The organism is Prauserella sp. PE36 (assembly GCF_003311655.1).
Lineage (GTDB): Bacteria > Actinomycetota > Actinomycetes > Mycobacteriales > Pseudonocardiaceae > Prauserella_A > Prauserella_A endophytica.
Genome location: NZ_QEQT01000032.1, coordinates 118,466 through 141,398 on the forward strand (window position 1 = coordinate 118,466; position 22,933 = coordinate 141,398).

Genomic DNA, 22,933 nt, shown 5'->3' on the forward strand with positions numbered 1-22,933 from the left:
CACCCGCCTCCCACCACCACCACCCAAACGGAGACGCTCCGCGCCGCTGTGGCTGATTCCACGCAGTGAAGGTGGCCTTCACTGCGGGCAGCCAGGCCACCCACCGCCGTCGACCGCGGTCCCTACGGGGCGGGTGGGCGGCAGCGGACCATGGTCGTGTGGCCGGTCAGCTCCAGCTCGCCCGCCGCGTGCGGCACCACGAGGGTGTCGCCCTTGCCGACCGGGTACTCGGCGCCGGACGTGCTGCGCAGGGCTCCGTCGCCGTCGAGCACCACGAGCACCGCGAACGACGGGTCCAGCGCGAGCGCGGCGCCGCCGGGACGCAGCGTGTCCGCGCGGAAGAACGGGCGCGCGCCCTCGGCGAGCAGGTCCACGGTGGACGACGTGTCGGATCCGGTGTGCCGCACGATCGTCTCGAGTCTGTCCCCGTCCCAGCCCGACGTGTCGAGCGCCCGCAGCGCCGTGTCGAAGCCGATGCCGAGGTGGCCCTTGTCGGGGGAGGCGAGGAAGTCGCGCCATTCGATGGTCAGCGAGAAGTCCGTCGGCTGCTGTAGCTCCACCACGAAGACGCCCTCGCCGATCGCGTGCGGGAGCCCCGCGGGAATGTAGACCGTGTCGCCGGGCCGGACGCGGATGCGGTTGAGCGCGCCGAGCATCGCGGGCGCGTCCTGGTCGCGCACCCACTGGTCGATGGTCGCCAGGTCCTGCGAGCGCTCGAACCCCGCGTACACGGTGGGCTCGGGCCCGCTCGTGCCTGCCACGATCCACGCCTCGGTCTTGCCGAAGTGCGAGTCGAAGTGCTTGCGGGCGAAGGAGTCCGAAGGGTGGAAGTGCACGGGCAGTCGCTGGCCCGCGTCGAGCAGCTTCACCAGCAGGGCCGTCGAGTCGCCGAACCGCTCGACGTGGGCCGCGCCGAGCCAGCCCCGCGGGTCGGCCTGCACGGCCTCACGCAGCAGCCGCCCGTCCGGCAGCCTGCTGAGCCCCGCGCTCTCGTTGCCGAAGAGCGTGGTGGTGGAGGCGACCCAGTCCTCGGGGCCGAAGTCCTGACTCGAGTCCGCGCCGCGCAGCGCGGCGATCGCGGCGCCGCCCCGGTAGAACTGCGCGGGCTGGTTGGCCGGGAGCCGGATGGGTTCGAACGCTTGCGTACCGGTCATGCGGGAGCGACCTCTCCGGAACCGCGGGCGATGAGACGCACGGGCAGAACGACCTTTCTCGGTGGTGACTGATCTCCTTGCAGGCGGGCGAACAACAGCTCGGCCGCCGTCCTCCCGAGCAGGCCGACGTCGTGCGCGACCACCGAGACAGGTGGGTCGAGCAGGTCGGCCAGCTCGAAGTCGTCGAAGCCGATGAGCGCGGGACGGCGTTCGCGCCTGCCCAGCGCCCGCAGCAGCTCCACGGTGACGCGGTTGTTGCCCGCGACGACCGCGGTGGGCGTGTCCGGCCCGGCGAGCATCCTGCGCACCGTCTCCGCGACGCTGTCCTCACCCGGCTCGCGCATCACCACGACGCGCTCCGTCGGGCCGATGCCCGCGCGGGCACACCCCTCGTGGAAGCCCCGCAGCCGCTCGCGCGCGGTGTGGATCTCCGGGCTGTCGCCCGCGAACGCGATACGGCGGTGGCCGTGCGCTGCCAGGTGGGCGGCGGCCTCGGCGGCCCCCGCCGCGTTGTCCACGAGCACCGTGTCGGCGGCGAGCCCGCCCGGCGGGCGGTCGATGAACACCACGGGCGTGCCGGAGCGCAGCTCCGGACCGAGGTAGGCGTGCCGGTCACCGGCGGGCACGATCAGCAGCCCGTCGACCCTGCGTCCGCAGAACTCCAGCGCCAGCTCGCGTTCCCGGTCGGGGTTCTCCTCCGACGAGCCCGTGAGCACCTGCCTGCCGAACGCGGTCGCCACCCGCTCGACGGCTCTGGTCAGCTCCGAATAGAACGGGTTGCCCACGTCCTCGACGATCAGCCCGAGTGTGCCCGTGGTGGAGCCACGGCGCAGGTTGCGCGCACCGGCGTTGCGCCGGAAGCCCAGCTCCTCGATGGCGGCGAGCACGCGGGCCGCCGTCTCCGGGTGCACCGCGGGCTCGTCGTTGACCACCCGCGACACGGTCTTGATGCTCACACCGGCCAGCCGGGCCACGTCGTTCATGGTGGCCCGGCGCGCGCTGTCCGAGGTTGACGACAACGTTGTCATAGCGAGTGGATCGAACACCGCCGCACCGGTGCCTGTCAACCGGATGTCTGGCGCGGTCGCTAATGTCCGTGCCATGGCCACGTCCTCGGCACTCAGCGTGTCCGGCATCCATCTCAACTACGGCGACCTCCGCGCGGTCGACGGCGTCTCGTTCGACGTGGCCGAAGGCGAGTTCTTCGGCATCCTCGGCCCGAACGGCGCGGGCAAGACCACGACGCTGGAGATCGCCGAGGGCCTGCGCGAGCCCGACTCCGGAACCGTGCGCCTGCTCGGCGAGTCACCGTGGCCGCGCAACATCGCGCTCCTGCCCCGCATCGGCGTGCAGCTGCAGGCGTCGGCGTTCTTCGACAGGCTGACCGCGCGCGAGCAGCTGGAGACGTTCGGCGCCCTCTACGGCGTCAGCGCCTCGCGCGTGGACGAGGTGCTGGAGCTCGTCGGGCTCACCGAGAAGGCGGCCACCCCCGAGGCGAAGCTCTCCGGCGGCCAGCGGCAGCGGCTCTCGATCGCGTGCGCCCTGGTCCACGACCCGGACATCGTCTTCCTGGACGAGCCGACCGCGGCACTCGACCCGCAGGCGCGGCGCAACCTGTGGGACGTCCTGCGCGAAGTCCAGGCGCGCGGCAAGACGATCGTCTACACGACCCATTACCTCGACGAGGCCGAAGTGCTGTGCGATCGCGTGGCGATCATGGACCACGGCCGGATCCTCGCCCTTGACCCGCCCGCCCGGCTCGTCCGCGACCTCGACGCCGCCACGCGCGTGATCCTGGAGCGCGGCGCGCTGCCCGCCGAGCAGGCCCGTGCCCTGCCCGGCGCCGACCAGGTCGCCGAGGACGACCTGTCGCTCACCATCTCCACGCGCTCGCCCGCGCCGCTGCTGTCGGCACTGGCCGAGCGCGGCACGCTCGACGGGCTGCAGGTTCGGACGGCGACGCTGGAGGACGTGTTCCTCGAGCTGACGGGACGGGAGTACCGGGCATGACCCTCACCGCGAACCTCCGCGAGCGCACGGCGGCGCGCCCTGCGCCGTCCTCGGCGTTCCTGGCTCTGTCGAAGGCGGGCTTCCTCGGCTTCATCCGGGACAAGGCGACGCTGTTCTTCACCTTCCTGTTCCCGATGATGTTCCTGGTGCTCTTCGGGCTGCTCTTCGGCAACGAGGGCGTCTCCCGGACCTCGATCGGCGTCGTCGGCGACGGCCCGGTGATCTCCGCGCTCGAACGGTCCGACGCCGTGGAGCTGACGTGGCTCGACTCGGCCGAGGCCGCGCGCGAGCAGGTGCGAGACGGCGACCTGCCCGCCTACGTCGAGCAGAACGGCGACACGATCACGTTGCGCTTCGCCGCGAGCGACCGGACGCAGGCCGGGGTGGTCAACGGCCTCGTCGCCGGCGTGGTGAACCAGGCCAACATCGCCGCCACCGGGCAGGCTCCGCGGTTCACGCTCGACTCCGCGCAGGTGGAGGACGAGTCGCTCAAGCCCATCCAGTACCTGACGCCGGGAATCATGTCGTGGGCGATCTCGATCTCCGCCGTGTTCGGTGCCGCGCTGACGTTCGTGAACTGGCGCAAGAAGCAGGTGCTGCGCAGGCTGCGGCTGGCTCCGGTGCGGCCGGTGACCGTCCTGGGCTCGCGGCTGCTCGTGGCGCTCGGCGTGGCCGTGCTGCAGTTCGTGGTGTTCGTGGGCGTGGCGATGCTGCCCGTGTTCGGGCTGCGGCTGTCGGGGCAGTGGTGGCTGGCGATCCCCTTGCTGTTGCTCGGCACGCTCTCGTTCTTCGCGATCGGCATGCTCGTCGGCGCCTTCTGCAAGACCGAGGAAGCCGCCAGCGGTGTGGCCAACCTCATCACGCTGCCGATGGCGTTCCTCTCGGGCGCGCTGCTGCCGCTCGACGCCATCCCGCAGTGGCTGCAGAACGTGTCGCTGATCTTCCCGATGCGCCACCTCAACGAGGGGATGCTCGACGTGATGGTGCGTGACCAGGGCATCGGCGCGCTCCTGCTGCCCGCCATGGTGCTGCTCGGGTTCACGGCGGTCGTCGGCCTCATAGCGGCGAAGGTGTTCCGCTGGGAAGCGTGACGCGCCGCGGTGGTGATGATCACGAGCCCCCGGTGGCCCGGTGATGGCCATCACGCATCACACTGGTATCGAGACGTCCGACAGCGTGGTTGACGTGGACAGAAACTGTATTCGCGGCCGCTGTTCGGGCGGTTTTTCGTGATCAAGGAGGAACCCTTGTCGAACAAGGCTGGCGTCTTGTTCCGCGTGGTCGCCGTTGCCGAAGCCTTCTCCTGGGCCGGCCTGCTGATCGGCATGTTCCTGAAGTACGTCGTGGAGCTCGGCGAGGGCGGCGTGCCCGTGCTGGGCATGGTGCACGGCGTCATGTTCGTCCTCTACCTCGCGGTGACGCTCGCGGTGTTCCGCCCGCTGGGCTGGTCCTGGAGGGTCCTGGTCGTCGCACTGCTCGCGAGCATCCCGCCGCTGTTCACGTGGATCTTCGAGAAGTGGGCGCTGCGCCGCGGCCGCCTCGACGGCCCCGAGCGCCTGCGCAACGGCGGCACGGGCCTGTTCGTGGCGAAGGAGCCGGAGCCCGCCAACGCCTGAGGCGCCCGGCGCCAGGGCTCACTCGGCGAAGTCGCCCGCTGCCTTGCGGACCTTCGTCAGCAGCTCGGTGAGCTGGTCGGTCTGCCGTGAGGTGAGGCCGACCAGCCCGAAGTCGATCGCCGTGACCGCCTTGGTCGCCTGCTCGCGCCGCACGCGCCCCTCGTCGGTGATCTCGACGAGCGTGGTGCGCCGGTCCGTCGGGTGTGGCAGCCGCTTGACCAGGCCGTCCTTCTCCAGCCGGTCCACGATGTTCGTGACGCTCGTGGGATGCAGCTGCAGTCGTTCCCCCATCACGCGCATGGGCAGGCTCGTGCTGCGGGCGAACGTCAGCAGCACCAGCGCCTCGTAGCGCGCGAACGTCAGGCCGTGCGGCTTGAGCGCGCCGTCGACGGCGGACTGGACGATCTGCTGCACCCGCATCAGGCCGGTCACGGCGGCCATGGTTCCGGAGGGCCCGATGCGGTCCTCCCACAGCTGCGCCGCGCGCGCGATCGGGTCGAACGGCAACGGACGGTTCATGGGCCTCGAAGTTAGCAGCGACTGTCGGCAAGCTGGGGACCGGTGTCGCTCACTACTTGGAGGAACACATGATCGTCGCGTTCAGCGTCAGCCCCGCGAGCGGGGATTCCGATGGCGGGGTGAGCGAGGCCGTGGCCCGCGCGGTCCGCGTCGTCCGCGAGTCCGGTCTGCCGAACTCGACCGGGCCCATGTTCACCAACATCGAGGGCGAGTGGGACGAGGTGATGGACGTGGTCAAGCGCGCTGTCGAGGCGGCGGGTGAGGGCGCGCCCCGCGTCAGCCTGGTGCTCAAGGCCGATATCCGGCCCGGCTACGAGGGCCAGCTCGACGCGAAGGTGGAGCGCGTCGAGCAGCACCTGAAGGGCGGCGCCTGACCGACCTCCCGACCAGCGGTGAAGTCGCCGCGCGTCCGTGCCAGGATGGAACCGTGACACAGCCACGTGGATCAGCAGGAAACTCGCCCGCGGTGTCCGCGGCGCTCTCCGGCGCGGTCGACCTCTCCGGGCTCAAGGCGCGGGCCGACGCGGCCCGCCAGCAGCCGCCGCAGGACGGTGCGCAGCCGGCGGGGCCGCCTGCCGGAGGCGGCGGCCCGCACGTCATCGACGTCTCAGAGGCGACGTTCCAGGCCGAGGTCGTGGAACGGTCGCTGCAGAACCTGGTGGTCGTGGACCTCTGGGCCGACTGGTGCGGGCCGTGCAAGCAGCTGAGCCCGGTGCTGGAGAAGCTGGCCGCCGAGGGCAACGGCGCGTGGGTGCTCGCCAAGATCGACGTGGACGCCAACCCGCGCATCTCGCAGCTGTTCGGGGTGCAGTCGATCCCCACGGTGGTCGCCATCGCGGGCGGGCAGCCCGTCGACGCCTTCTCGGGGGCGCTGCCGGAGCCGCAGATCCGGCAGTGGCTGCAGCAGCTGCTCGACGCGCTGCGCGACAAGCTGCCCGGCATCAGGGCGGCCGAGCAGGGTGGTGGCGAGCCCGTCGAGGAGCCCGAGGACCCGCGCTTCACCGAGGCGGAGGAGGCTTTCGAGCGCGGTGACTTCGCCGCCGCCGAAGCCGCCTACCAGCGCATCCTGGACACCGAGCCCGGCAACGAGCTGGCGAAGGCCGCGCTCGTGCAGGTCCGCTTCGCCGCGCGGGCGACCCAGACCGACCCCTCGGCGGTGGCCAAGGCCGAGGCCGACCCCGGCAACCTGGACGCCCAGCTCGCCGCCGCCGACTTCGAGGTCGCTCAGAGCCAGGTCGAGGACGGATTCGCCCGCCTCATCGCGGCCATCCGGCGCACCAGCGGCGACGACCGCAACCGGGTCCGGGAGCACCTCGTGGGGTTGTTCGACCTGTTCGACCCCGCCGACGAGCGGGTCATCAAGGCGCGCCGCGACCTCGCCAGCGCCCTGTTCTGAGCCGAACACGACGACGGCCCCTCACCCGCGCAGGGGAGGGGCCGTTTCGCTGAGCGCGGTCAGCCGTAGTTCTGCGTGCAGGCCGAGGAGCCCTCGAAGTAGCCGAGCCGCAGCGACTCGACGCGGGCGAATCCGTTGGCGACCGGGTGGCCGTTCACGTCGGCGGCGAGCAGGCTACGCGGCTGGAGCAGCTCGGCGATGGCCTCGTCGAGGTCACCGGAGGAGAGGACGAGCGTGTTGCCGCTGCCCGGGTCCTTGATCACCCCGGCCCACGCGCCGACGAGGCAGGACGTGCGCAGGCCCGCGTTGGCGCTGTCCAGCGACGCCCCCACGCCCTTCTGGATCCCCTGCGTGTAGCGCGAGGCGATCTCGCTGAAGGCGGCGAAGTCGCCGAGCCCGCCTGCCGACTCGGTGCCCTGGAACTCGGCCGCCCGGTCCACGGGCTGGCCGATCGCGGCGAGTTCCTCCATGTCGATGCTCACCGTGTTGGTGTCGGCGCAGTACGACGCGGGCGGTGTGCTGTTGCCGCTGTCGCACTCGCCGCCGTCGTCCACGATCTGGGGCGGCTCCACGCCTGCGCCCGCGAACGCCTCGTCGAGGCTCTGCTGCAGCAGCCCGACGCTCCGCTCGTCGATCGTGATGTCACCCGACCCGTCGTCACCGGAGTGGAACGGCTGCTCCGTGATGCGGGCGTCGACGTTCTCCTGGTTGATGCCGGCGCACTCCTTGGCGCCCTGCTCGAAGCCCAGCTGGAAGGCGTAGGTGCGGTCGAACGCCGTGCCGTGCGCGCCCTGCTCGGAGGCCGACTGGCCCGCCTCGTCGCGGATGAAGAACATCGACGCGAGCACCTGGTTCAGGCCCTCCGAAGTGGACACCGCGAAGTACTTGCTCTTGTCCTCGGCGATCCAGCGGAAGTAGGAGCCGGTGAAGCAGTCGGCCTGCTGCTCCTTCACGATCGTCGAGGTCGACTCGTCCACACCGGCCTTGTCGCCGAGCCGGAACTGGATGGCGTGACCGAACTCGTGGCCGAGCACGGTGACGATCGCCATCGGCCCGAACCGCTCCCGCAGCAGGGGCAGCAGCAGGCCCCGGTCCCACGCGACCAGGTCCTCCGGCGGGCAGTAGAAGGCGTTCATCGCCGCGTCGGCCGTGGTGGCGCCGCAGACCTCGATCTCGGCCTCGTTCGGGTCGTACGACAACAGCTGCGCGACTGGCTGGAACTCCTCGCCCCAGTGGACTGGCATCTCCTGCGCCCAGTAGTCACTGACGTCGGCGATCGCGGCGATCGCCAGCTGGTCCTCCTGGCTGTCGCTCGCGTTGCGTACCCGCAGCTCCGGCTTGGGGGCGTCTGGCTTGAGGCCGCTCTCGAAGTGCGTGACGGGCAGACCGGCGATGTCGCCCGCGGTCTGCAGCTGCCCCCTGGTCTCCTCGCCGCACGCGGTCGCCAGCAGCGCGGCGACGGCGGTGAGCCCGGTGATCAGCGCTCTGCGACGGGCGCCGCGCCCCCCAGTGTTGTTCATGAACCGCACCTTACTGAGTGACCTTCGTGCGTACGCGCGGAATCACCGATCAGGAGAAGTCAGTATGGTCGCTCTTCATGAGAGCAGTCCGCCGGTTCACGGTGCACGCACGCGTGCCTGATCAGCTGACGGGCCTGACGGCGCTGGCGACCAACCTGCGCTGGACATGGCATCCGCCGACCCGCGACCTGTTCGCCTCCATGGACGACGCCCTGTTCCGGCGCATCCGGGACCCGCTGCGGATGCTCACCGAGATCCCGGCGGCGCGCCTGGAGGAGCTCGCCGCCGACGAGGACTTCCTCGCCAGGACGAGGGACGCGATCGAGGACCTCGAGCGCTACCTCACCGAGCCGCGCTGGTACCAGCGCAGGGCAGCCGGGGACGAGAACGGGCACCGGGCGCCGGACGCCATCGCCTACTTCTCGATGGAGTTCGGCGTGCACGAGGCACTGCCGAACTACTCGGGTGGCCTCGGCGTGCTCGCGGGCGACCACCTCAAGGCCGCCTCCGACCTCGGCGTGCCGATGATCGGCGTCGGACCGCTCTACCGGGCGGGCTACTTCCGCCAGTCGCTCTCGCTCGACGGCTGGCAGATCGAGCACTACCCGGTGATCGACCCGAGCGGGCTGCCACTGGAGCTGCTCACCGAGCCGTCGGGCGAGCCGGTGGTGGTGCACGTCGCGATGCCCGGCGGCCGCGAGCTGCACGCGCAGATCTGGAAGGCGAGCGTCGGCCGCGTATCGCTGCTGCTGCTCGACACCGACGTCGAGAGCAACGACGAGGACCTGCGCGGTGTCACCGACCGCCTCTACGGCGGCGACGCCAACCACCGCATCCGGCAGGAGATCCTCGCCGGCATCGGCGGGATGCGCGCGGTGCGGCGCTACTGCGAGCTGACCGGGCACCCGCAGCCCGAGGTGTTCCACACCAATGAGGGCCACGCCGGGTTCCTCGGCCTGGAACGGGCTCGCGAGATCCTCGCTGACGGGCAGCTGACCTTCGACGAGGCGCTCTCGGCGGTGCGCGCGGGGACGGTGTTCACCACGCACACCCCGGTGTCGGCCGGGATCGACCGGTTCCCCGTCGACCTGGTGCAGCACTACTTCGGCGACGGGCGGCTGCTGCCGAACGTCGACCCTCGGCGGGTGCTGGCGCTGGGCGCCGAGGACAACCCCGGCATGTTCAACATGGCGCACATGGGGCTGCGGCTGGCCCAGCGCGCCAACGGCGTCTCCGCGCTGCACGGCCGGGTGTCGCGGCGGATGTTCGCCAACCTGTGGCCGGGCTTCGACGTCGCCGAGGTCCCGATCAGCTCGGTGACCAACGGCGTGCACGGGCCGACGTGGGTGGCCAGGGAGATGAGCGCGCTGCTCGGCGGCAGCGACGAGGAGTGGGGTCACGACGGGCACGAGGCCGGCATCGACGAGTCGGTGACCGACGAGCAGCTGTGGGAGCTGCGCCGCGAGCTGCGCGGCAACCTCGTCGCCGAGGTGCGCCGCCGCGCGCGCGACGCGTGGCTGCAGCGGGGTGCGTCCGCGCTGGAGCTGGGCTGGACCGAGCGCATCTTCGACCCTGACGTGCTGACGGTCGGCTTCGCCCGCCGCGTGCCGACCTACAAGCGGCTCACGCTGATGCTGCGCGACCCCGAGCGGCTGCGGGCCCTGCTGCTGGACGAAGAGCGGCCCATCCAGATCGTGGTCGCGGGAAAGTCCCACCCGGCCGACGAGGGCGGCAAGGCGCTCATCCAGCAGATCGTGCGCTTCGTCGACGACCCCGCGGTGCGCCAGCGGATCGTCTTCCTGCCCGACTACGGGATGTCGATGGCGCGCTACCTCTACCGGGGCTGCGACGTGTGGCTGAACAACCCGACGCGGCCGCTGGAGGCGTGTGGAACGTCGGGCATGAAGGCCGCTCTCAACGGCTGTCTCAACCTCTCCATCAGGGACGGCTGGTGGGACGAGTACTACGACGGCAGCAACGGCTGGGCCATCCCCACCGCGGACGGCGTCACCGACCCGCTGCTGCGCGACGACCTGGAGGCCGACGCGCTGTACGACCTCCTCGGCCAGCAGATCGCGCCGCTGTTCTACGACCGCGACGCCACCGGCGTGCCCAAGGGCTGGATGTCCATGATCTGGCACACGCTCCGCACGCTCGGCCCGCGCGTGCAGGCCTCGCGGATGGTGCGCGAGTACGTCGAGTCGTACTACCTGCCCGCGGCGACGATGGTGGCCGAGGCGAGCCGGGACGGCTACGCCGGCTCCCGCGCGTTCGCCGGGTACCGCACGCGGCTGGACCTCGCGTGGAACCGGGTGCGCGTGCTCGACACGGAGCTGGTGGTCGAGGGCGCCGACGCGCTCGTGGTCGGCGGGGACGTGCGGGTACGGGCCGGGGTCGACCTCGCGGGGCTCGACGAGTCCGAAGTGGACGTCCAGGCGGTGGTGGGCCGGGTCGGGGACACCGACGACCTCGAGGACGTGGTGACCGTGCCGATGCGGCCTGCCGGCCGCGGTGTGTTCGACGCCACGTTGCGGTTGCCGCACGCGGGCGCGCTGGGCTACACGGTGCGTGTGCTGCCGAAACATCGCCTGCTCGCCAGCCCCGCCGAGCTGGGAAAGGTCGTCCTCGCGTGACACGGGGTCGTGCGAGCGGTGCGTGGTGAGTCGGTGACAATGGCCCACGTGAACTCGGTGCAGGAGAACCTCGACGATCTCGTCGTCCACCTGTCGGGCGTCGAGGTGCGGCGCGGCGGCAACAAGCTGCTCGCCGACCTCGACTGGTCGGTGGAGCTCGACGAACGCTGGGTGGTGCTCGGGCCCAACGGCGCGGGCAAGACGACGCTGCTGAAGCTGGCCGCCGCGGAGCTGCACCCGACGAGCGGCACGGTCCATGTGCTGGGCGAGCGGCTCGGCCGCGTGGACGTCTTCGAGCTGCGGCCCCGCATCGGGTTCACCTCCGCCGCGATCAACGGGCGCGTGCCGCCGGAGGAAAAGGTCCGCGATGTCGTGGTCAGCGCGGGCTACGCCGTGCTCGGCCGCTGGCGCGAGGCCTACGACTCGCTCGACACCGATCGCGCCGACGACCTGCTCGGCGCGCTCGGCATCGGCCACCTCGCAGGCCGCATGTACGGCACCCTGTCGGAGGGCGAGCGCAAACGCACGCTGATCGCCCGGTCGCTGATGACCGACCCGGAGCTGCTCCTGCTCGACGAGCCCGCCGCGGGCCTCGACCTCGGTGGCCGCGAGGACCTGGTGGCGCGGCTTTCGTCACTCGCGCTCGACCCGGACGCCCCCGCGATGGTTCTGGTGACCCACCACGTCGAGGAGATCCCGCCCGGCTTCACGCACGCCCTGCTGCTCGGCGAGGGCCGCGCGGTGGCGGCCGGCCTGCTCGACGACGTGCTGACCAGTGAGAACCTGTCCGCGACCTTCGGGCAGGACCTGCTTCTGGAACGTTCGGGTGATCGATTCTTCGCCCGGCGCCGGTAACGTGCGGTGAACATCTAGCAGTCAAGGAGGATGGCGTGGGCGAGTTCGTACGTCTCGAGGTCGAAGCGGGGGTCGGCACGATCCGGCTCGACCGCCCGCCGGTCAACGCACTGAACTACCAGGTGCAGGCGGAGCTCAGGGAGGCCGCCGAGGAGGCCGCCGACCGCGGCGACGTCCGCGCCGTGATCCTCTACGGCGGCGAGAAGACCTTCGCGGGCGGCGCGGACATCAAGGAGATGGCCACCAAGTCCTACGTGGAGATCTCGAAGTTCGGCGCCGAGCTGACGGCCTCGCTGACCGTGATCGCCGAGCTGCCGAAGCCCACGGTCGCCGCCGTCACCGGCTACGCGCTCGGCGGCGGGCTGGAACTGGCGCTCACCGCCGACCGTCGGGTGATCGGCGACAACGTGAAGGTGGGCCAGCCCGAGATCCAGCTCGGCATCATCCCCGGTGGGGGCGGCACGCAGCGGCTGGCCCGGCTGATCGGCCCGAGCAAGACCAAGGATCTCGTCTACACGGGCCGGTTCGTGAAGGCAGAGGAGGCGCTGGCGATCGGGCTCGTCGACGAGGTCGTGGCCCCCGACGACGTCTACTCGGCGGCGCACAAGTGGGCCGCGCAGTTCGTGAACGGCCCGGCCGTGGCGCTCAGGGCCGCCAAGGCCGCCATCGACGGCGGGCTCGACCAGGACCTGCGCAACGGGCTCAAGCTGGAGACCCAGCTGTTCACGGCGCTGTGGGCCACCGAGGACCAGACCGCCGGCATGCAGTCGTTCATCGAGAACGGTCCGGGCAAGGCCACCTTCGAGGGGAAGTGACGTGACGGACGTGATCGACCCCGCGCCGAACCCGCACGCGAGCGCCGAGGAGGTGCGCGCCGCCTACGGCGACCCGAAGCTCGCCAACGTGCTCTACCACGACTGGGAGGCGGGCACCTACGACGAGAAGTGGTCGATCTCGTACGACGAGCGCTGCATCGTCTACGCGACGGACGTGTTCAACGCGGTCGCCGGTGAGCAGGACCAGCCCTACCCGACGGCGATGGAGCTGGGCAGCGGCACCGGTTTCTTCCTGCTGAACCTCATGCAGGGCGGCGTGATCAAGAAGGGCTCGGTCACCGACCTCTCGCCCGGCATGGTCCAGGTGGCGCTGCGCAACGCCGAGAAGCTGGGCCTCGACGTGGACGGCCGGGTCGCCGACGCCGAGCGGATCCCCTACGACGACAACAGTTTCGACCTCGTCGTCGGCCACGCCGTGCTGCACCACATTCCGGACGTGCAGGCCGCGTTCCGCGAGGTGCTGCGCGTGCTCAAGCCGGGAGGGCGGTTCGTCTTCGCGGGGGAGCCGACCAAGATCGGTGACTTCTACGCGCGCAAGCTCGGGCAGCTGACCTGGTGGCTCACCACCAACGTCACGAAGCTGCCCGCGCTGCGGGAGTGGCGGCGGCCGCAGGAGGAGCTCGACGAGTCCTCCCGTGCGGCGGCGCTCGAAGCCGTGGTCGACCTGCACACGTTCGACCCCTCGGAGCTGGAGCGCACGGCGCTCGGCGCGGGCGCGGTGGACGTCAAGGCCGTGACCGACGAGTTCAGCGCGGCGCTCGTGGGCTGGCCGGTGCGCACGTTCGAGGCGGCCGTCCCGCAGGAGAAGCTCACCGTGCGCTGGCGTCTTTTCGCCTACCACATGTGGCTTCGACTGTCCGCTGTGGACAAGAAGCTGCTCTCGAAGGTGTTGCCGCGCGAGCTGTTCTACAACGTGATGATCACCGGCACCAAGCCGCCCGCCCCGATGGAACCGTAGTTGCCGTACGCCTTCTCGCTCGACGACGTCGCCTTTCTGCGATCGGCGCAGGGCGAGAAGGCGCTCGCGGCGTGTGCAGAACTGCCGCTGACCGACGCGAGCCGGATCGCCGACGTCGGCACGGCCCGGCGGCTCGTGGGCGACCGCTACGCCGCCGCGCTGGAGACCGTGGTGCTGCGGCGCAAGGCCGTCACCAAGCTGGCGGACGCGGGCGGGTGGCTGTTCACCGGTGACGCCCTGCAGCAGGCGAGCGCCGCGCCGGTCGCCGCGTACCGGGCGCGCAGGCTCTCCGGCCGCGACGTGCACGACGTGACCTGCTCGGTCGGCGCCGACCTGGTGGAACTGGCGGGCAGCGCGGCACGGTGTGTCGGGTCCGATGTGGACGAGGTCAGGCTCGCGATGGCCGCGCACAACTGCGAACGGGCGGGGGTGTCGCCGCTTCTGGCGCGGGCCGACGCCCTGCGGCCGGTGACGAGGGACTGTGTGGTGGTGGCCGATCCGGCGCGCAGGGACTCCTCGGGGCGCAGGACGTGGCGCCCGGAGGACTTCGTTCCCGCTCTCGACGACCTCGCGGGCGCCTACGTGGGCCGTGATCTGGTGGTCAAATGCGCCCCGGGTATCGACCCGGCCGCCGTGCCGTGGGCGCGCGAGGTGGAGCTGATCTCGCTCGACGGCCAGGTGCGCGAGGCGTGCCTGTGGAGCGACGGGCTCGCCACGGTGGCGCGCCGGGCCACCGTGCTGCGCTCCGACGGGACACAGTGGACGGTCACGGACGCGGACCCCGACGACGCCGGGGTGGGGGAGCCGGGGGAGTGGATCGTCGACCCGGACGGCGCCGTGGTGCGAGCGGGGCTCGTGCGGCACTACGGGGCGCGGCACGGCTTGTGGCAGCTCGACGAGCGGATCGCCTACCTCACGGGTGACACGCCGCCGCCGGGCGTGCGGGCGTTCCGCGTGCTGGAGTTCGACAACTACAGCGAGAAGGGCCTGCGGGCGACACTGCGCAGGCACGACATCGGGCGCGTCGAGATCCTCGTGCGCGGCCTGGACATCGATCCCAACGCGCTGCGCCGCAGGCTCAAGCCCAAGGGGACCGAGGAGGCGAGCGTCGTGCTCACCCGCATCGGCCGCACACCCATGGCCTTCCTCTGCCGAGCGGAACGGATCCCCGCCTGACACCGCGCGCGAGTCCCCCGTTCCTGCCCGCGAGTCCCCCGTTCCGGCCCGCGAGTCCCCCGTTCCGGCCCGCGAGTCCCCCGTTCCTGCCCGCGAGTCCCCCGCTCCGGCCCGCGAGTCCCCCGCTCCGGCCCGCGAGTGCCCCGTTCCGGCACGCGGCGTGATTCACCTCGCCCCCCGCGACCGCCGCCACTCACTGTCCTGAAGGCAGAACTCGCGGTCTTGAACGCAGAACTCGGCGTCTGGAGCGGGGGACTCGCGGTCTGGAGCGGGGGACTCGCGCGCCGGAGTGGGGGACTCGCGGTCTGGAGTGCACGGCTCGCGGCCCACAGGGGTTCGCTTGTCCTTCACCTCCTGCTCATGATCGTCGGCAACGCTGACGCCATGTCCGACGACGACAGAGTGGGTATCGACCGGCGGTCCTTCCTGGGCCTGACCGGGGTCAGCGCGGCGGCCTTGGCGCTGGGCACCGGAACGTCCGCCTCGGCCGCTCCCGGCGGGGAGGGGCGGGTGACCGCCGACCCGTTCGGACTCGGCGTCGCGTCGGGGGATCCCGAACCCGACGGCGTCGTGCTGTGGACCCGGCTCGCCCCGGAACCCCTCGCCGAGGACGGGCACGGCGGCATGTCGCGGCGGTCGGTCACCGTCGAGTACGAGGTGGCCGAGGACGAGCGGTTCCGCCGCGTGGTCCGCAGGGGCAGGGCGCTCGCGTCGGCGGAACTGGCCCATTCGGTGCACCCGGAGGTGCGCGGGCTCCGGCCGGGTCACGAGTACTTCTACCGCTTCCGCGCGGGCGGGTACGTCAGCCCTGTCGGCCGCACCCGCACCGCGCCCGCACCGCACGAGCGCGGCGGCGCGCTGTCGCTCGCGCTCGCTTCGTGCCAGGCGTGGTACCACGGGCACTTCACGGCCTACCGGCACCTCGCGGCCGATGACCCGGACCTGGTGTTCTTCCTCGGCGACTACATCTACGAATACGCGATCAACGCGGGAAACCTGTGGCGGCAAGGCGTTTCCGTCGGCCCGGCACACGACGCCGAGACGCAGACGCTCGAGCAGTACCGGCTGCGCTACGCACTGTTCAAGAGCGATCCGCACCTGCGCGCGGCCCACGCCCGCGCGCCGTGGATCGTCACGTGGGACGACCACGAGGTGCAGAACAACTACGCCGACGCCCACTCCCAGTACGGCATCTCGCCCGAGGACTTCGAGCGCAGGCGGGCGGTGGCCTACCGCGCGTACTACGAGAACCTGCCGCTGCGCAGGACATCGCTACCGAGCGGCCCTGACATGCGGCTGTACCGCAGGACGACGTGGGGCGGGCTCGCCGACTTCCACGTGCTCGACACCCGGCAGTACCGCGACAACTTCCCCTCGGACACCACGGCGGGCGGCGAGCACACCGATCCGCGGCGCTCGATCCTCGGCGCGGAGCAGGAACGCTGGCTGCTCGCCGGGCTCGGCCGCTCGCGCGCGACGTGGAACGTGCTCGCGCAGCAGGTGGTCATGGCGCAGATCGACCGCGACACCGGGCCGGGCCGGACGTTCAGCATGGACCAGTGGGACGGCTTCACCGCGAGCCGGGACCGCGTGCTCGGCGCCGTCCAGCGCGAGGGCGTGGACAACCTCGTGGTGTTCACCGGTGACATCCACCGGCACGTCGCCGCGGAGCTGAAGGCCGACTTCACCGACCCGTCCTCGCGGACGATCGGCACCGAGCTGGTGACCGGGTCGATCGGGTCCGACGGCGACGGGGCACCCACCGACGGCTACACCGACCTCTGGCTGTCGAACCCCCACGTGCGGTTCTACGACGGTCGCAGGGGTTACGTGCACTGCCGGCTCGACGCCGAGAGGCTGACGTCGGAGTTCAGGGTCGTGGACTACATCGAGCGTGACGACGCGGCGGCCGTCTCCACCGTCGCGCGCTTCGTCACCGAGGCCGGCAGGCCCGGCCTACGGGAGGCGTGATGAACACACTGGTGAAATCCGTGCAGCGGCTCACGGCCACCACCGGCATCGGCTGGATCGAGCTGGCGTGGGCGGCGCGGTCGTACCGGCCGCTGGTCGACCACTTCGCCGTCTACGGCTCGCCGGACCCGGCGTTCGAGCCGGGGCCGGGGACGCTGCTCGGCAAGACGGTGTACGGCCGGTTCCGCCACGCCGAGCTCGGTCCCGCCGGGCGGACGTGGCACTACCGCGTGGCGACCGTCGACGCGGCGGGCGACCGCAGCAGGCCGTCGGCGCTCCTGCGGGCGACCTCGGCGGAGTCGGTGACCGTGCGCGGCAAGCCGGTCGCCGTGATCGGTTCCTTCGACCGCAGGAGCCTGGAGCTGGCACTCGCGCCCGCCGGTTACCAGCAGTACTCGAGCCGGTTCCCGGACGGCGCCGACTACGTCGACGGCGTGAGCAGTCCCTCCGCCGACTGGCCCTACCTGCACCCCGGCCCTGCCGACCGCTGGGCGGGCAGCAAGGCGCACTCGTTCCGGTGGCGGTTCCGGCTGGAGCGCGTGCCCGCGCGGGACCTGGTGCTCGCGGTGTGGCTCATCGACACCCACGCCAGCATCCCCGGTTCGCTCGCGGTGTCCTGCAACGATGCCGCGGTGGCCGAGGTGGAACTGGAGAAGGGCGCGACGAAGGGCTCCCTGCAGGGTGACGCGACGGTGCCCGGCAACCCGCTCCGTCCGTCCGTTGTAGAGCTTCCGCTCCCGGTGGCCGTGCTCCGGGCCGGGGAGAACGTGCTCACGCTCGGCAAGCACGCGGGCTCCTGGCACGCCTACGACGCGCTGGGCGTCTTCGAGCCGGCCGTTTAGCCGCGGGGTTTGGCGACGTCGTCGAGGCTCGCCCAGCCCGGCCGGACGTCGGCCCAGTCGCCGGTGCCGGAGAGCACCGCGATCGAGGACGTCTTGAGGGTGCAGCCGCGGTCCGCGAGCGTGGAGACGAAGTCCTCCAGCCCGGGGTTGTGGCCGATGAACAGCACGGTGTGGGCATCGCCGGGCAGTTCGCGGGCGATGCGGGTGAGCGTGTCCGCCGAGGCGCCGTAGAGCCGCCCGTCGTGGTTGACCTCGGGTGAGCCGCCCAGCTCCCGCCGCACGAGGTGCCAGGTCTGGCGGGCGCGCTTGGCGGTGGAGCACAGCACGAGGTCGAACGCGGGCACGTGTGCGCGCAGCCAGCGGCCCGCGGCGGGGGCGTCGCGGCGACCGCGCTCGGCGAGCGGGCGTTCGTCGTCGGCGACGCCGTAGGGCCAGTCCGACTTGGCGTGCCTGAGGATCACGAGTTCTCGTCGCACACCCCCATCCTGCCCCCAAGGCCACCTTTGTTGCGTTCAACGCAACAAAGGTGGCCTTGGGGAGCGGTCAGATGGAGCGCTGGTAGCTGCGGAACGCTCGGGTGGCCAGCCAGCCGAGCAGCGCGGCGAGGGCGAGCAGCAGGCCCGCCCGCCACGCCACGACGCCCCAGTCCGGGTCGGCCGTCAGCGCCTCCCGGCTGGCGACGGCGGCCCAGTCGACGGGGTTGAACCGTGCGACGTCAGCCACCCAGCCGGGCAGCAGCGCGGGCGCCATCATCACCGACGACAGGAACGCCAGCGGCAGCGTCAGGAACTGCGACACCCCGATCAGCGCCTCCCGCTGCCGGGTGAGCAGCGCCAGCGCGTCCGACAGCGCCGCGAAGACCACGGCGAGCAGCACCGTGCACACCAGCACGGCGAGCACGCCGGTCACACCGCCCGCGTACCGCGCCCCGGCCAGGAGCCCGACGCCGAAGACGATCAGCGACTGGATCACCGTCACGATGCCCTGGTGCACGAGCGAGCCGGTGACGAGCGAGCCCCGGCTCAGCGGCGACGTGAGGTTGCGGTCCAGCACGCCGCGTTCCGCGTCGTCGACGAACGTCGTGCCGCTCCAGCCCGCCGACATCATCGCCGTCATCACGATCACGCCCGGCGTCAGGTACTCCAGGTACGAGTCCACGCCGAAGCCCGGCAGCTCGGCGACCTTCGAGAACAGCTGCCCGAACAGCAGCAGCCAGACCATCGGCTGCACCAGGGTGAACAGCAGGTACGCGGGCTGGCGGGACAGCGTTCGCAGCGAGCGCAGCGTGAGCAGCCCGGTGTGGGTGGCGAACGTGGTCACACCAGCACCCCCTCGGTCCGGTCGGCCTCGCGGTACGCGCGGCCCGCGTGGCGGAGGTAGACGTCGTCGAGCGACGGCCTCGCCATCGTGATCGCCGTCGGCACCACTCCGGCCGCGTCGAGTGCCGCGAGGACGCCGGGCAGTGCCGCGGCTCCGTTGCCGACGCGGGCGCGCAGCACGCCGCCGTCGACGGTCACGTCCGCGACGCCCGGCACCGCGCCAACGGCGTGCCGGGCACGGTGTCGGGCGTCGCCGGCGTCCCCGGCGGCCAACTCCACCTGGACGCTGTCACCGTGCAGCTCGTTCTTGAGCTGCTCGGGGCTGCCCTCGGCGACCACCCTGCCGGCGTCGACGATCACGAGCCGGGCCGCCAGCCGGTCGGCTTCCTCGAGGTAGTGGGTGGTGAGCAGGACCGTGAGCCCGTCGTCTGCCGCGAGGCGGTCGATCTCGGCCCACAGGCCGGCGCGTGCCTCGGGGTCGAGGCCGGTGGTCGGCTCGTCGAGGAACAGCACGCGCGGCCGGTGGACGAGCCCCATCGCGACGTCGAGCTTGCGCTGCATCCCGCCGGACCACTTGCCGGCCAGGCGGTCGGCGGCGTCGCCGAGTCCGAAGCGGGTCAGCAGTTCACGGGCCCGTTCGCGCGCGTCCCGCCGGGAGAGGCCGTACACACGCCCGGACAGCACGAGGTTCTCCCTGCCGGTCGCCATCGGGTCGAACGCCGGCTTCTGCGAGACGTAACCGATCGCGCGGCGCGCCCGCGCGGGATCGCGTCGCACGTCGAACCCGGCGACGGTCGCCGTGCCGGAATCCGGCTTCGACAGGGTGCTGAGGATCCGGACCGTCGTGGACTTCCCCGCTCCGTTCGGGCCGAGCAGTCCGAAGACGACGCCGGTGGGCACGGCGAAGCTCACGCCGTTCAGGGCGCGGACGGCTTTCTCGCCCCGGCCGTAGGTCTTGCCGAGATTCACGGCCTCGATGGCCGTGCCTGATCTGGTGGTGGGCACGGTGGTGCTCCTTCTCCGATGTGGATGGAAGGAGCCGGGCCTCGCTCGGCCGCGTTACCCTGACGAGTGCGGGCACGCTGGGAACGGCGGTCTTTCGCGAGAGCGCCGGACTCCGGTGTGTCGGAGGGGTTCCGGCCGTGGTGTTGCCGCACCGTGGCCGGAGCCCCTCAGCCCTGTTCGGGCCGCTGTGTGTCACTCAGTTCGCTCAGCCAGCTCAGCTCCTCCTTGAACTCCTCGGCGAGGACTTCGTCGACGGCCTCGGGCGTGCGGCCCTCCTCGCGCAACTCGTGCATCCGCCGCCACAGCGCGATGCCCTCGAAGGTGCCCGACCGCAGTTCGTCGAGCAGGGCGCTCACGAACTCGATCTCCGTGCGCAGCAGCGCGTACTTGAACTCCATCTCGATCAGGAAGAGCCGGGGGAAGTTCGGTGGTGCCCACGCGTTGCTCTGGTCGTGGGCCCGTTGCTGCTGCCGCAGCGACCGCAGGCGGGTCTCCAGCAGGTTGATCACCTCGTCGGGCCCGAAGATCGGCATGAGCGAGAGCGCCGCCTCGAACTGCGTGAATTCCTTGGCGGGCCGGGAGAGCAGGTCGCTGAGCCAGTCGGTCATCTCGGTGCTGCCGGCTTCGGTGATGGCGTAGACGGTGCGCTCGGGTCTGCGGCCCTCGCGGACGGTCTCCCGAGCGGTGATCAGCCCGCGCTTCCGCAGTGACTCCACCACCGAGTACAGCGATCCGTAGTTGAGCTTGATGCTGTCTTCCTTGTGCCGCTCGCGCAGGGTGCTGGACATCTCGTACGGGTGCATCGGGCGCTCGTACAGCAGGCACAGCACGGCCAGTGCCAGCGGGTTCGCTCTCGTCCGGCCTGCCATTCCCGCTCCAGATCAAGTGCTCGTAGCCGATTACTCGACTCAGAGTACTACGTAACCGCCGGAAAGCCATCACCCGCACGACAGGGGTAAGTGCGATACCCTCGACATCCAGATGATATGAACATCCAAATGAGGTGCACATCGATGACCAGTGCCGTTCCCGAGATCACCCTGGCCGACCCCGCGGTGATCACCGATCCCTTCACCGCCTACGCGCCCGTCAGGGAGCGCTCGGCGGTCGCCCGGTTGACCGTGCCAGGGCTCGCTCCGATGTGGGGCGTGCTCCGGCACGCGGAGGCGAGGGCGATGCTCAGCGACCCCCGGTTCGAGCTGAGCGAGGAGACCTTCGCTCTGCGGCCCGACGTGCCCGACGACTGCAAGCCGTACATGCGGACGATGCAGGAGATGGAGGGCGGCGAGCACACGCGGCTGCGCAGGCTCGTCGCGCCCGCGTTCACCGCCCGCCGCGCCCAGAGCTTCCGGCCCCGCATCGAGCGGATCGTCGACGGGTTGCTCGACGAGCTGACCGGCCGCGCCGACGGCGGTGTCGTGGACCTGCTGCGGTACTTCGCGCGCCCGCTGCCGATGGACGTGATCTGCGAGCTGGTCGGCATTCCCCGCGCCGACCGTCTCCGCTGGCGCGGGTACGGCACCGCCGTCGCCGCCGGGATCGGCGAGGAGTTCGGCAGGGCCATCCCGGGGATCATCGAGGGAGCGCGCAAGGCCGTCGCGGCCCGGCGTGCCGAACCCGCCGACGACCTGATCGGTGACCTGATCCGCGCGCAGGCCGAGGACGGCGACCGCCTCAGCGACGTCGAGCTGGTCACCCTCGTCTGGAGCGTCGTGCTCGGCGGGCAGACGCCCACCAACCTGATCGCCAACTGCATCGCCACGCTGCTCGCCCACCCCGGCCAGCTGGAGCTGTTGCGGGAGAACCCGGCGCTGCTGCCCGGCGCCGTCGAGGAGCTGACGCGCTGGTGCGGCCCGCAGCTGCTGACGATGCCACGCTTCGCGCGGGAGGACGCCGAGCTCGCCGGAGCGCCGGTGCGCAAGGGTGACTCGGTGACGGTGGTGCTCGCGTCGGTGAACCGGGACCCGCGCGTGTTCGCCGATCCCGACACGCTCGACGTCACGCGTGCGGTGAGCGCGCCAGGGCACCTCGGTTACGCGCACGGACCCCACTTCTGCCTCGGTGCCGCGCTCGCGCGGGTGCAGACCGAGGTGGCGCTGGCGGCGCTGCTGCGCCGATTCCCGGGGCTGGCGGCGGCGGGCGAGGCGACGCGCATGCCGGATCCGGGCACGTGGCGTCTCACCGAGCTGCCCGTCGCCCTTGATCTCCAGTAAGGTCGAGCTCCTACCGTCGTGGAATGACTACCACGGCAAAGGAATCGGTCACCGTGCTCGGCCTGGGCGAGATGGGCGCCGCGCTCGCCCGCGCGTTCCTCTCCGGGGGTCACCCGGTGACCGGGTGGAACCGCACCCGCGAACGGGCCGACGCGCTCGCCGCGAACGGAGCCGTCGTCGCGGAGACCGTGCGTGAGGCGGTGACGGCGAGCCAACTTGTGGTCGTGAGCGTGCAGGGCAACACCGCCGCCCGCGAGGTGCTGGAACAGGCCGGCGACGCGCTCGCCGGCCGCGCCGTGCTGAACCTGACCGACGGGACGTCGGCCGAGGCCCGCTCGGTCGCGCGGTGGGCGGCCGAGCGCGGCGCGGAGTACCTGCACGGGCAGCTCATGACGATCGCCCCCGGCGTCGGGCACCCGGACGCCACGGTGTTCTACGGCGGCTCGCGCGGGGTCCACGACCGGTTCCGCGCCGCGCTGGATCTCTTGGGCGGCAAGGGAGTTCTCGTCTCGGATGACGCGGGCGTGCCGACGCTGTACGGCATGGCCGTGCACGGCACGATGTGGGGTGCGCTCAACGGTTTCCTGCACGCGGCGGCGTTGCTCACGGGCGAGGGAATCGAGCTGACCCGTTTCCTCGAGGCCGCGGATCCGTCGATGTCGGCGCTGCTGTCGCTGCTGCCCTCGATCGCGAGCGAGGTGGACCGCGGCGAGTACGCGCTCGAGTTCGGCGGCCTGCGTCATCACCTGCCCTCGGTGGACGACCTGGTGCGGGAGAGCCGGGCGGCCGGTGTCGACGACGACCTGCCCGCACGAACGCTCGCACTCGTCCGCCGCGCGGTCGCCGACGGGCACGGTGACGACAGCTACGCGCGGCTGGTCGAGTACTTCCGCAAGGGGAGCTGAGTCAC

The 22,933-nt window shown here is 71.5% G+C and carries 22 protein-coding genes; 14 read left to right on the forward strand and 8 right to left on the reverse strand.

From position 1 onward, the window contains the following. Positions 1 to 122: 122 nt before the first annotated feature. Both DI005_RS02965 and DI005_RS02970 read right to left on the reverse strand, forming a co-directional pair. Positions 123 to 1,154 (reverse strand): class I mannose-6-phosphate isomerase, encoded by a 1,032-nt coding sequence (locus DI005_RS02965; protein WP_113641186.1) that lies wholly within the window; start codon positions 1,152 to 1,154, stop codon positions 123 to 125. Further along, positions 1,151 to 2,137 carry a LacI family DNA-binding transcriptional regulator gene (locus tag DI005_RS02970; protein WP_113641187.1) on the reverse strand — a complete coding sequence of 329 codons (987 nt, stop codon included), beginning with the start codon at positions 2,135 to 2,137 and terminating at the stop codon, positions 1,151 to 1,153. The genes DI005_RS02965 and DI005_RS02970 overlap by 4 nt, the downstream gene beginning before the upstream one ends. Before the next feature lie 118 nt (positions 2,138 to 2,255). Between DI005_RS02970 and DI005_RS02975 the strand changes: the two genes are divergently transcribed. The 3 genes from DI005_RS02975 (at position 2,256) to DI005_RS02985 (ending at position 4,780) form a co-directional block, all read left to right on the forward strand. Next, entirely contained in the window at positions 2,256 to 3,164 is a 909-nt protein-coding gene (locus DI005_RS02975) for an ABC transporter ATP-binding protein (protein ID WP_112272836.1), read from the forward strand. Continuing rightward, positions 3,161 to 4,255 carry an ABC transporter permease gene (locus DI005_RS02980; RefSeq protein WP_113641188.1) on the forward strand — a complete coding sequence of 365 codons (1,095 nt, stop codon included), beginning with the start codon at positions 3,161 to 3,163 and terminating at the stop codon, positions 4,253 to 4,255. Before DI005_RS02975 ends, DI005_RS02980 begins: the two co-directional genes overlap by 4 nt. Before the next feature lie 156 nt (positions 4,256 to 4,411). Next, a complete protein-coding gene (locus DI005_RS02985) occupies positions 4,412 to 4,780 on the forward strand; it encodes a DUF3817 domain-containing protein (protein ID WP_112272832.1) in 369 nt (122 codons plus the stop codon). Positions 4,781 to 4,798: 18 nt separating this feature from the next. Here the strand turns inward: DI005_RS02985 and DI005_RS02990 are convergent, their stop codons facing one another. Continuing rightward, positions 4,799 to 5,299 carry a MarR family winged helix-turn-helix transcriptional regulator gene (locus DI005_RS02990; RefSeq protein ID WP_112272830.1) on the reverse strand — a complete coding sequence of 167 codons (501 nt, stop codon included), beginning with the start codon at positions 5,297 to 5,299 and terminating at the stop codon, positions 4,799 to 4,801. A gap of 68 nt (positions 5,300 to 5,367) precedes the next feature. Here DI005_RS02990 and DI005_RS02995 point away from each other — a divergent pair, with 68 nt between their 5' ends. Both DI005_RS02995 and DI005_RS03000 read left to right on the forward strand, forming a co-directional pair. Continuing rightward, positions 5,368 to 5,673 (forward strand): thiamine-binding protein, encoded by a 306-nt coding sequence (locus DI005_RS02995; protein ID WP_113641189.1) that lies wholly within the window; start codon positions 5,368 to 5,370, stop codon positions 5,671 to 5,673. A 53-nt stretch (positions 5,674 to 5,726) separates the two neighbouring features. Next, positions 5,727 to 6,695, forward strand: a complete 969-nt coding sequence (locus DI005_RS03000; protein WP_112272826.1) for a tetratricopeptide repeat protein — start codon at positions 5,727 to 5,729, stop codon at positions 6,693 to 6,695. A 59-nt stretch (positions 6,696 to 6,754) separates the two neighbouring features. Here DI005_RS03000 and DI005_RS03005 read toward each other — a convergent pair whose 3' ends face one another. After that, positions 6,755 to 8,215: a neutral zinc metallopeptidase gene (locus tag DI005_RS03005; protein ID WP_113641190.1), complete on the reverse strand. Its 1,461-nt coding sequence runs from the start codon at positions 8,213 to 8,215 to the stop codon at positions 6,755 to 6,757. Positions 8,216 to 8,292: 77 nt separating this feature from the next. Between DI005_RS03005 and glgP the strand changes: the two genes are divergently transcribed. From glgP to DI005_RS03040, 7 genes are all read left to right on the forward strand, one after another. Then, positions 8,293 to 10,848, forward strand: coding sequence for an alpha-glucan family phosphorylase (gene glgP / locus DI005_RS03010; RefSeq protein ID WP_113641191.1), 2,556 nt, complete (start codon positions 8,293 to 8,295; stop codon positions 10,846 to 10,848). A gap of 39 nt (positions 10,849 to 10,887) precedes the next feature. Next, the gene (locus DI005_RS03015; protein ID WP_113641192.1) at positions 10,888 to 11,703 is read left to right on the forward strand and encodes an ABC transporter ATP-binding protein; all 816 of its coding nucleotides are present in this window, start codon (positions 10,888 to 10,890) and stop codon (positions 11,701 to 11,703) included. A 35-nt stretch (positions 11,704 to 11,738) separates the two neighbouring features. After that, positions 11,739 to 12,518 carry an enoyl-CoA hydratase/isomerase family protein gene (locus DI005_RS03020; RefSeq protein WP_112272819.1) on the forward strand — a complete coding sequence of 260 codons (780 nt, stop codon included), beginning with the start codon at positions 11,739 to 11,741 and terminating at the stop codon, positions 12,516 to 12,518. Position 12,519: 1 nt separating this feature from the next. Beyond that, entirely contained in the window at positions 12,520 to 13,497 is a 978-nt protein-coding gene (locus DI005_RS03025) for a class I SAM-dependent methyltransferase (protein ID WP_113641193.1), read from the forward strand. Continuing rightward, on the forward strand, positions 13,498 to 14,673 hold the full coding sequence (locus DI005_RS03030; RefSeq protein ID WP_113641194.1) for a class I SAM-dependent methyltransferase: 1,176 nt from the start codon (positions 13,498 to 13,500) through the stop codon (positions 14,671 to 14,673). A 384-nt stretch (positions 14,674 to 15,057) separates the two neighbouring features. Further along, on the forward strand, positions 15,058 to 16,644 hold the full coding sequence (locus DI005_RS03035; RefSeq protein ID WP_113641227.1) for an alkaline phosphatase: 1,587 nt from the start codon (positions 15,058 to 15,060) through the stop codon (positions 16,642 to 16,644). Then, positions 16,644 to 17,486 (forward strand): polysaccharide lyase family protein, encoded by an 843-nt coding sequence (locus DI005_RS03040; protein WP_113641195.1) that lies wholly within the window; start codon positions 16,644 to 16,646, stop codon positions 17,484 to 17,486. Before DI005_RS03035 ends, DI005_RS03040 begins: the two co-directional genes overlap by 1 nt. Here DI005_RS03040 and DI005_RS03045 read toward each other — a convergent pair. From DI005_RS03045 to DI005_RS03060, 4 genes are all read right to left on the reverse strand, one after another. Continuing rightward, complete coding sequence (locus tag DI005_RS03045; protein ID WP_199542470.1) at positions 17,483 to 17,962, reverse strand: histidine phosphatase family protein; 480 nt, start codon at positions 17,960 to 17,962, stop codon at positions 17,483 to 17,485. The genes DI005_RS03040 and DI005_RS03045 overlap by 4 nt on opposite strands. Positions 17,963 to 18,029: 67 nt before the next feature. After that, positions 18,030 to 18,806: an ABC transporter permease gene (locus DI005_RS03050; protein WP_112272809.1), complete on the reverse strand. Its 777-nt coding sequence runs from the start codon at positions 18,804 to 18,806 to the stop codon at positions 18,030 to 18,032. Continuing rightward, positions 18,803 to 19,810 (reverse strand): ATP-binding cassette domain-containing protein, encoded by a 1,008-nt coding sequence (locus DI005_RS03055; RefSeq protein WP_113641196.1) that lies wholly within the window; start codon positions 19,808 to 19,810, stop codon positions 18,803 to 18,805. Before DI005_RS03055 ends, DI005_RS03050 begins: the two co-directional genes overlap by 4 nt. 167 nt (positions 19,811 to 19,977) lie before the next feature. Next, the gene (locus DI005_RS03060; RefSeq protein WP_112272805.1) at positions 19,978 to 20,679 is read right to left on the reverse strand and encodes a PadR family transcriptional regulator; all 702 of its coding nucleotides are present in this window, start codon (positions 20,677 to 20,679) and stop codon (positions 19,978 to 19,980) included. Between the two features lie 144 nt (positions 20,680 to 20,823). On the opposite strand from DI005_RS03060, the gene DI005_RS03065 reads away from it, so the two are divergent. After that, positions 20,824 to 22,023, forward strand: coding sequence for a cytochrome P450 (locus DI005_RS03065; protein ID WP_113641197.1), 1,200 nt, complete (start codon positions 20,824 to 20,826; stop codon positions 22,021 to 22,023). Positions 22,024 to 22,046: 23 nt separating this feature from the next. Continuing rightward, positions 22,047 to 22,928 (forward strand): NAD(P)-dependent oxidoreductase, encoded by an 882-nt coding sequence (locus DI005_RS03070; protein WP_113641198.1) that lies wholly within the window; start codon positions 22,047 to 22,049, stop codon positions 22,926 to 22,928. Positions 22,929 to 22,933: the final 5 nt, after the last annotated feature.

Bases quoted from the DNA above. Each gene is read 5' to 3' on its own strand.
- DI005_RS02965 (WP_113641186.1), bottom strand. From the start codon at position 1,154: ATGACCGGTACGCAAGCGTTCGAACCCATCCGGCTCCCGGCCAACCAG.
- DI005_RS02970 (WP_113641187.1), bottom strand. From the start codon at position 2,137: ATGAACGACGTGGCCCGGCTGGCCGGTGTGAGCATCAAGACCGTGTCG.
- DI005_RS02975 (WP_112272836.1), top strand. From the start codon at position 2,256: ATGGCCACGTCCTCGGCACTCAGCGTGTCCGGCATCCATCTCAACTAC.
- DI005_RS02980 (WP_113641188.1), top strand. From the start codon at position 3,161: ATGACCCTCACCGCGAACCTCCGCGAGCGCACGGCGGCGCGCCCTGCG.
- DI005_RS02990 (WP_112272830.1), bottom strand. From the start codon at position 5,299: ATGAACCGTCCGTTGCCGTTCGACCCGATCGCGCGCGCGGCGCAGCTG.
- DI005_RS02995 (WP_113641189.1), top strand. From the start codon at position 5,368: ATGATCGTCGCGTTCAGCGTCAGCCCCGCGAGCGGGGATTCCGATGGC.
- DI005_RS03005 (WP_113641190.1), bottom strand. From the start codon at position 8,215: ATGAACAACACTGGGGGGCGCGGCGCCCGTCGCAGAGCGCTGATCACC.
- glgP (WP_113641191.1), top strand. From the start codon at position 8,293: ATGAGAGCAGTCCGCCGGTTCACGGTGCACGCACGCGTGCCTGATCAG.
- DI005_RS03015 (WP_113641192.1), top strand. From the start codon at position 10,888: ATGGCCCACGTGAACTCGGTGCAGGAGAACCTCGACGATCTCGTCGTC.
- DI005_RS03035 (WP_113641227.1), top strand. From the start codon at position 15,058: ATGTCCGACGACGACAGAGTGGGTATCGACCGGCGGTCCTTCCTGGGC.
- DI005_RS03040 (WP_113641195.1), top strand. From the start codon at position 16,644: ATGAACACACTGGTGAAATCCGTGCAGCGGCTCACGGCCACCACCGGC.
- DI005_RS03060 (WP_112272805.1), bottom strand. From the start codon at position 20,679: ATGGCAGGCCGGACGAGAGCGAACCCGCTGGCACTGGCCGTGCTGTGC.
- DI005_RS03065 (WP_113641197.1), top strand. From the start codon at position 20,824: ATGACCAGTGCCGTTCCCGAGATCACCCTGGCCGACCCCGCGGTGATC.
- DI005_RS03070 (WP_113641198.1), top strand. From the start codon at position 22,047: ATGACTACCACGGCAAAGGAATCGGTCACCGTGCTCGGCCTGGGCGAG.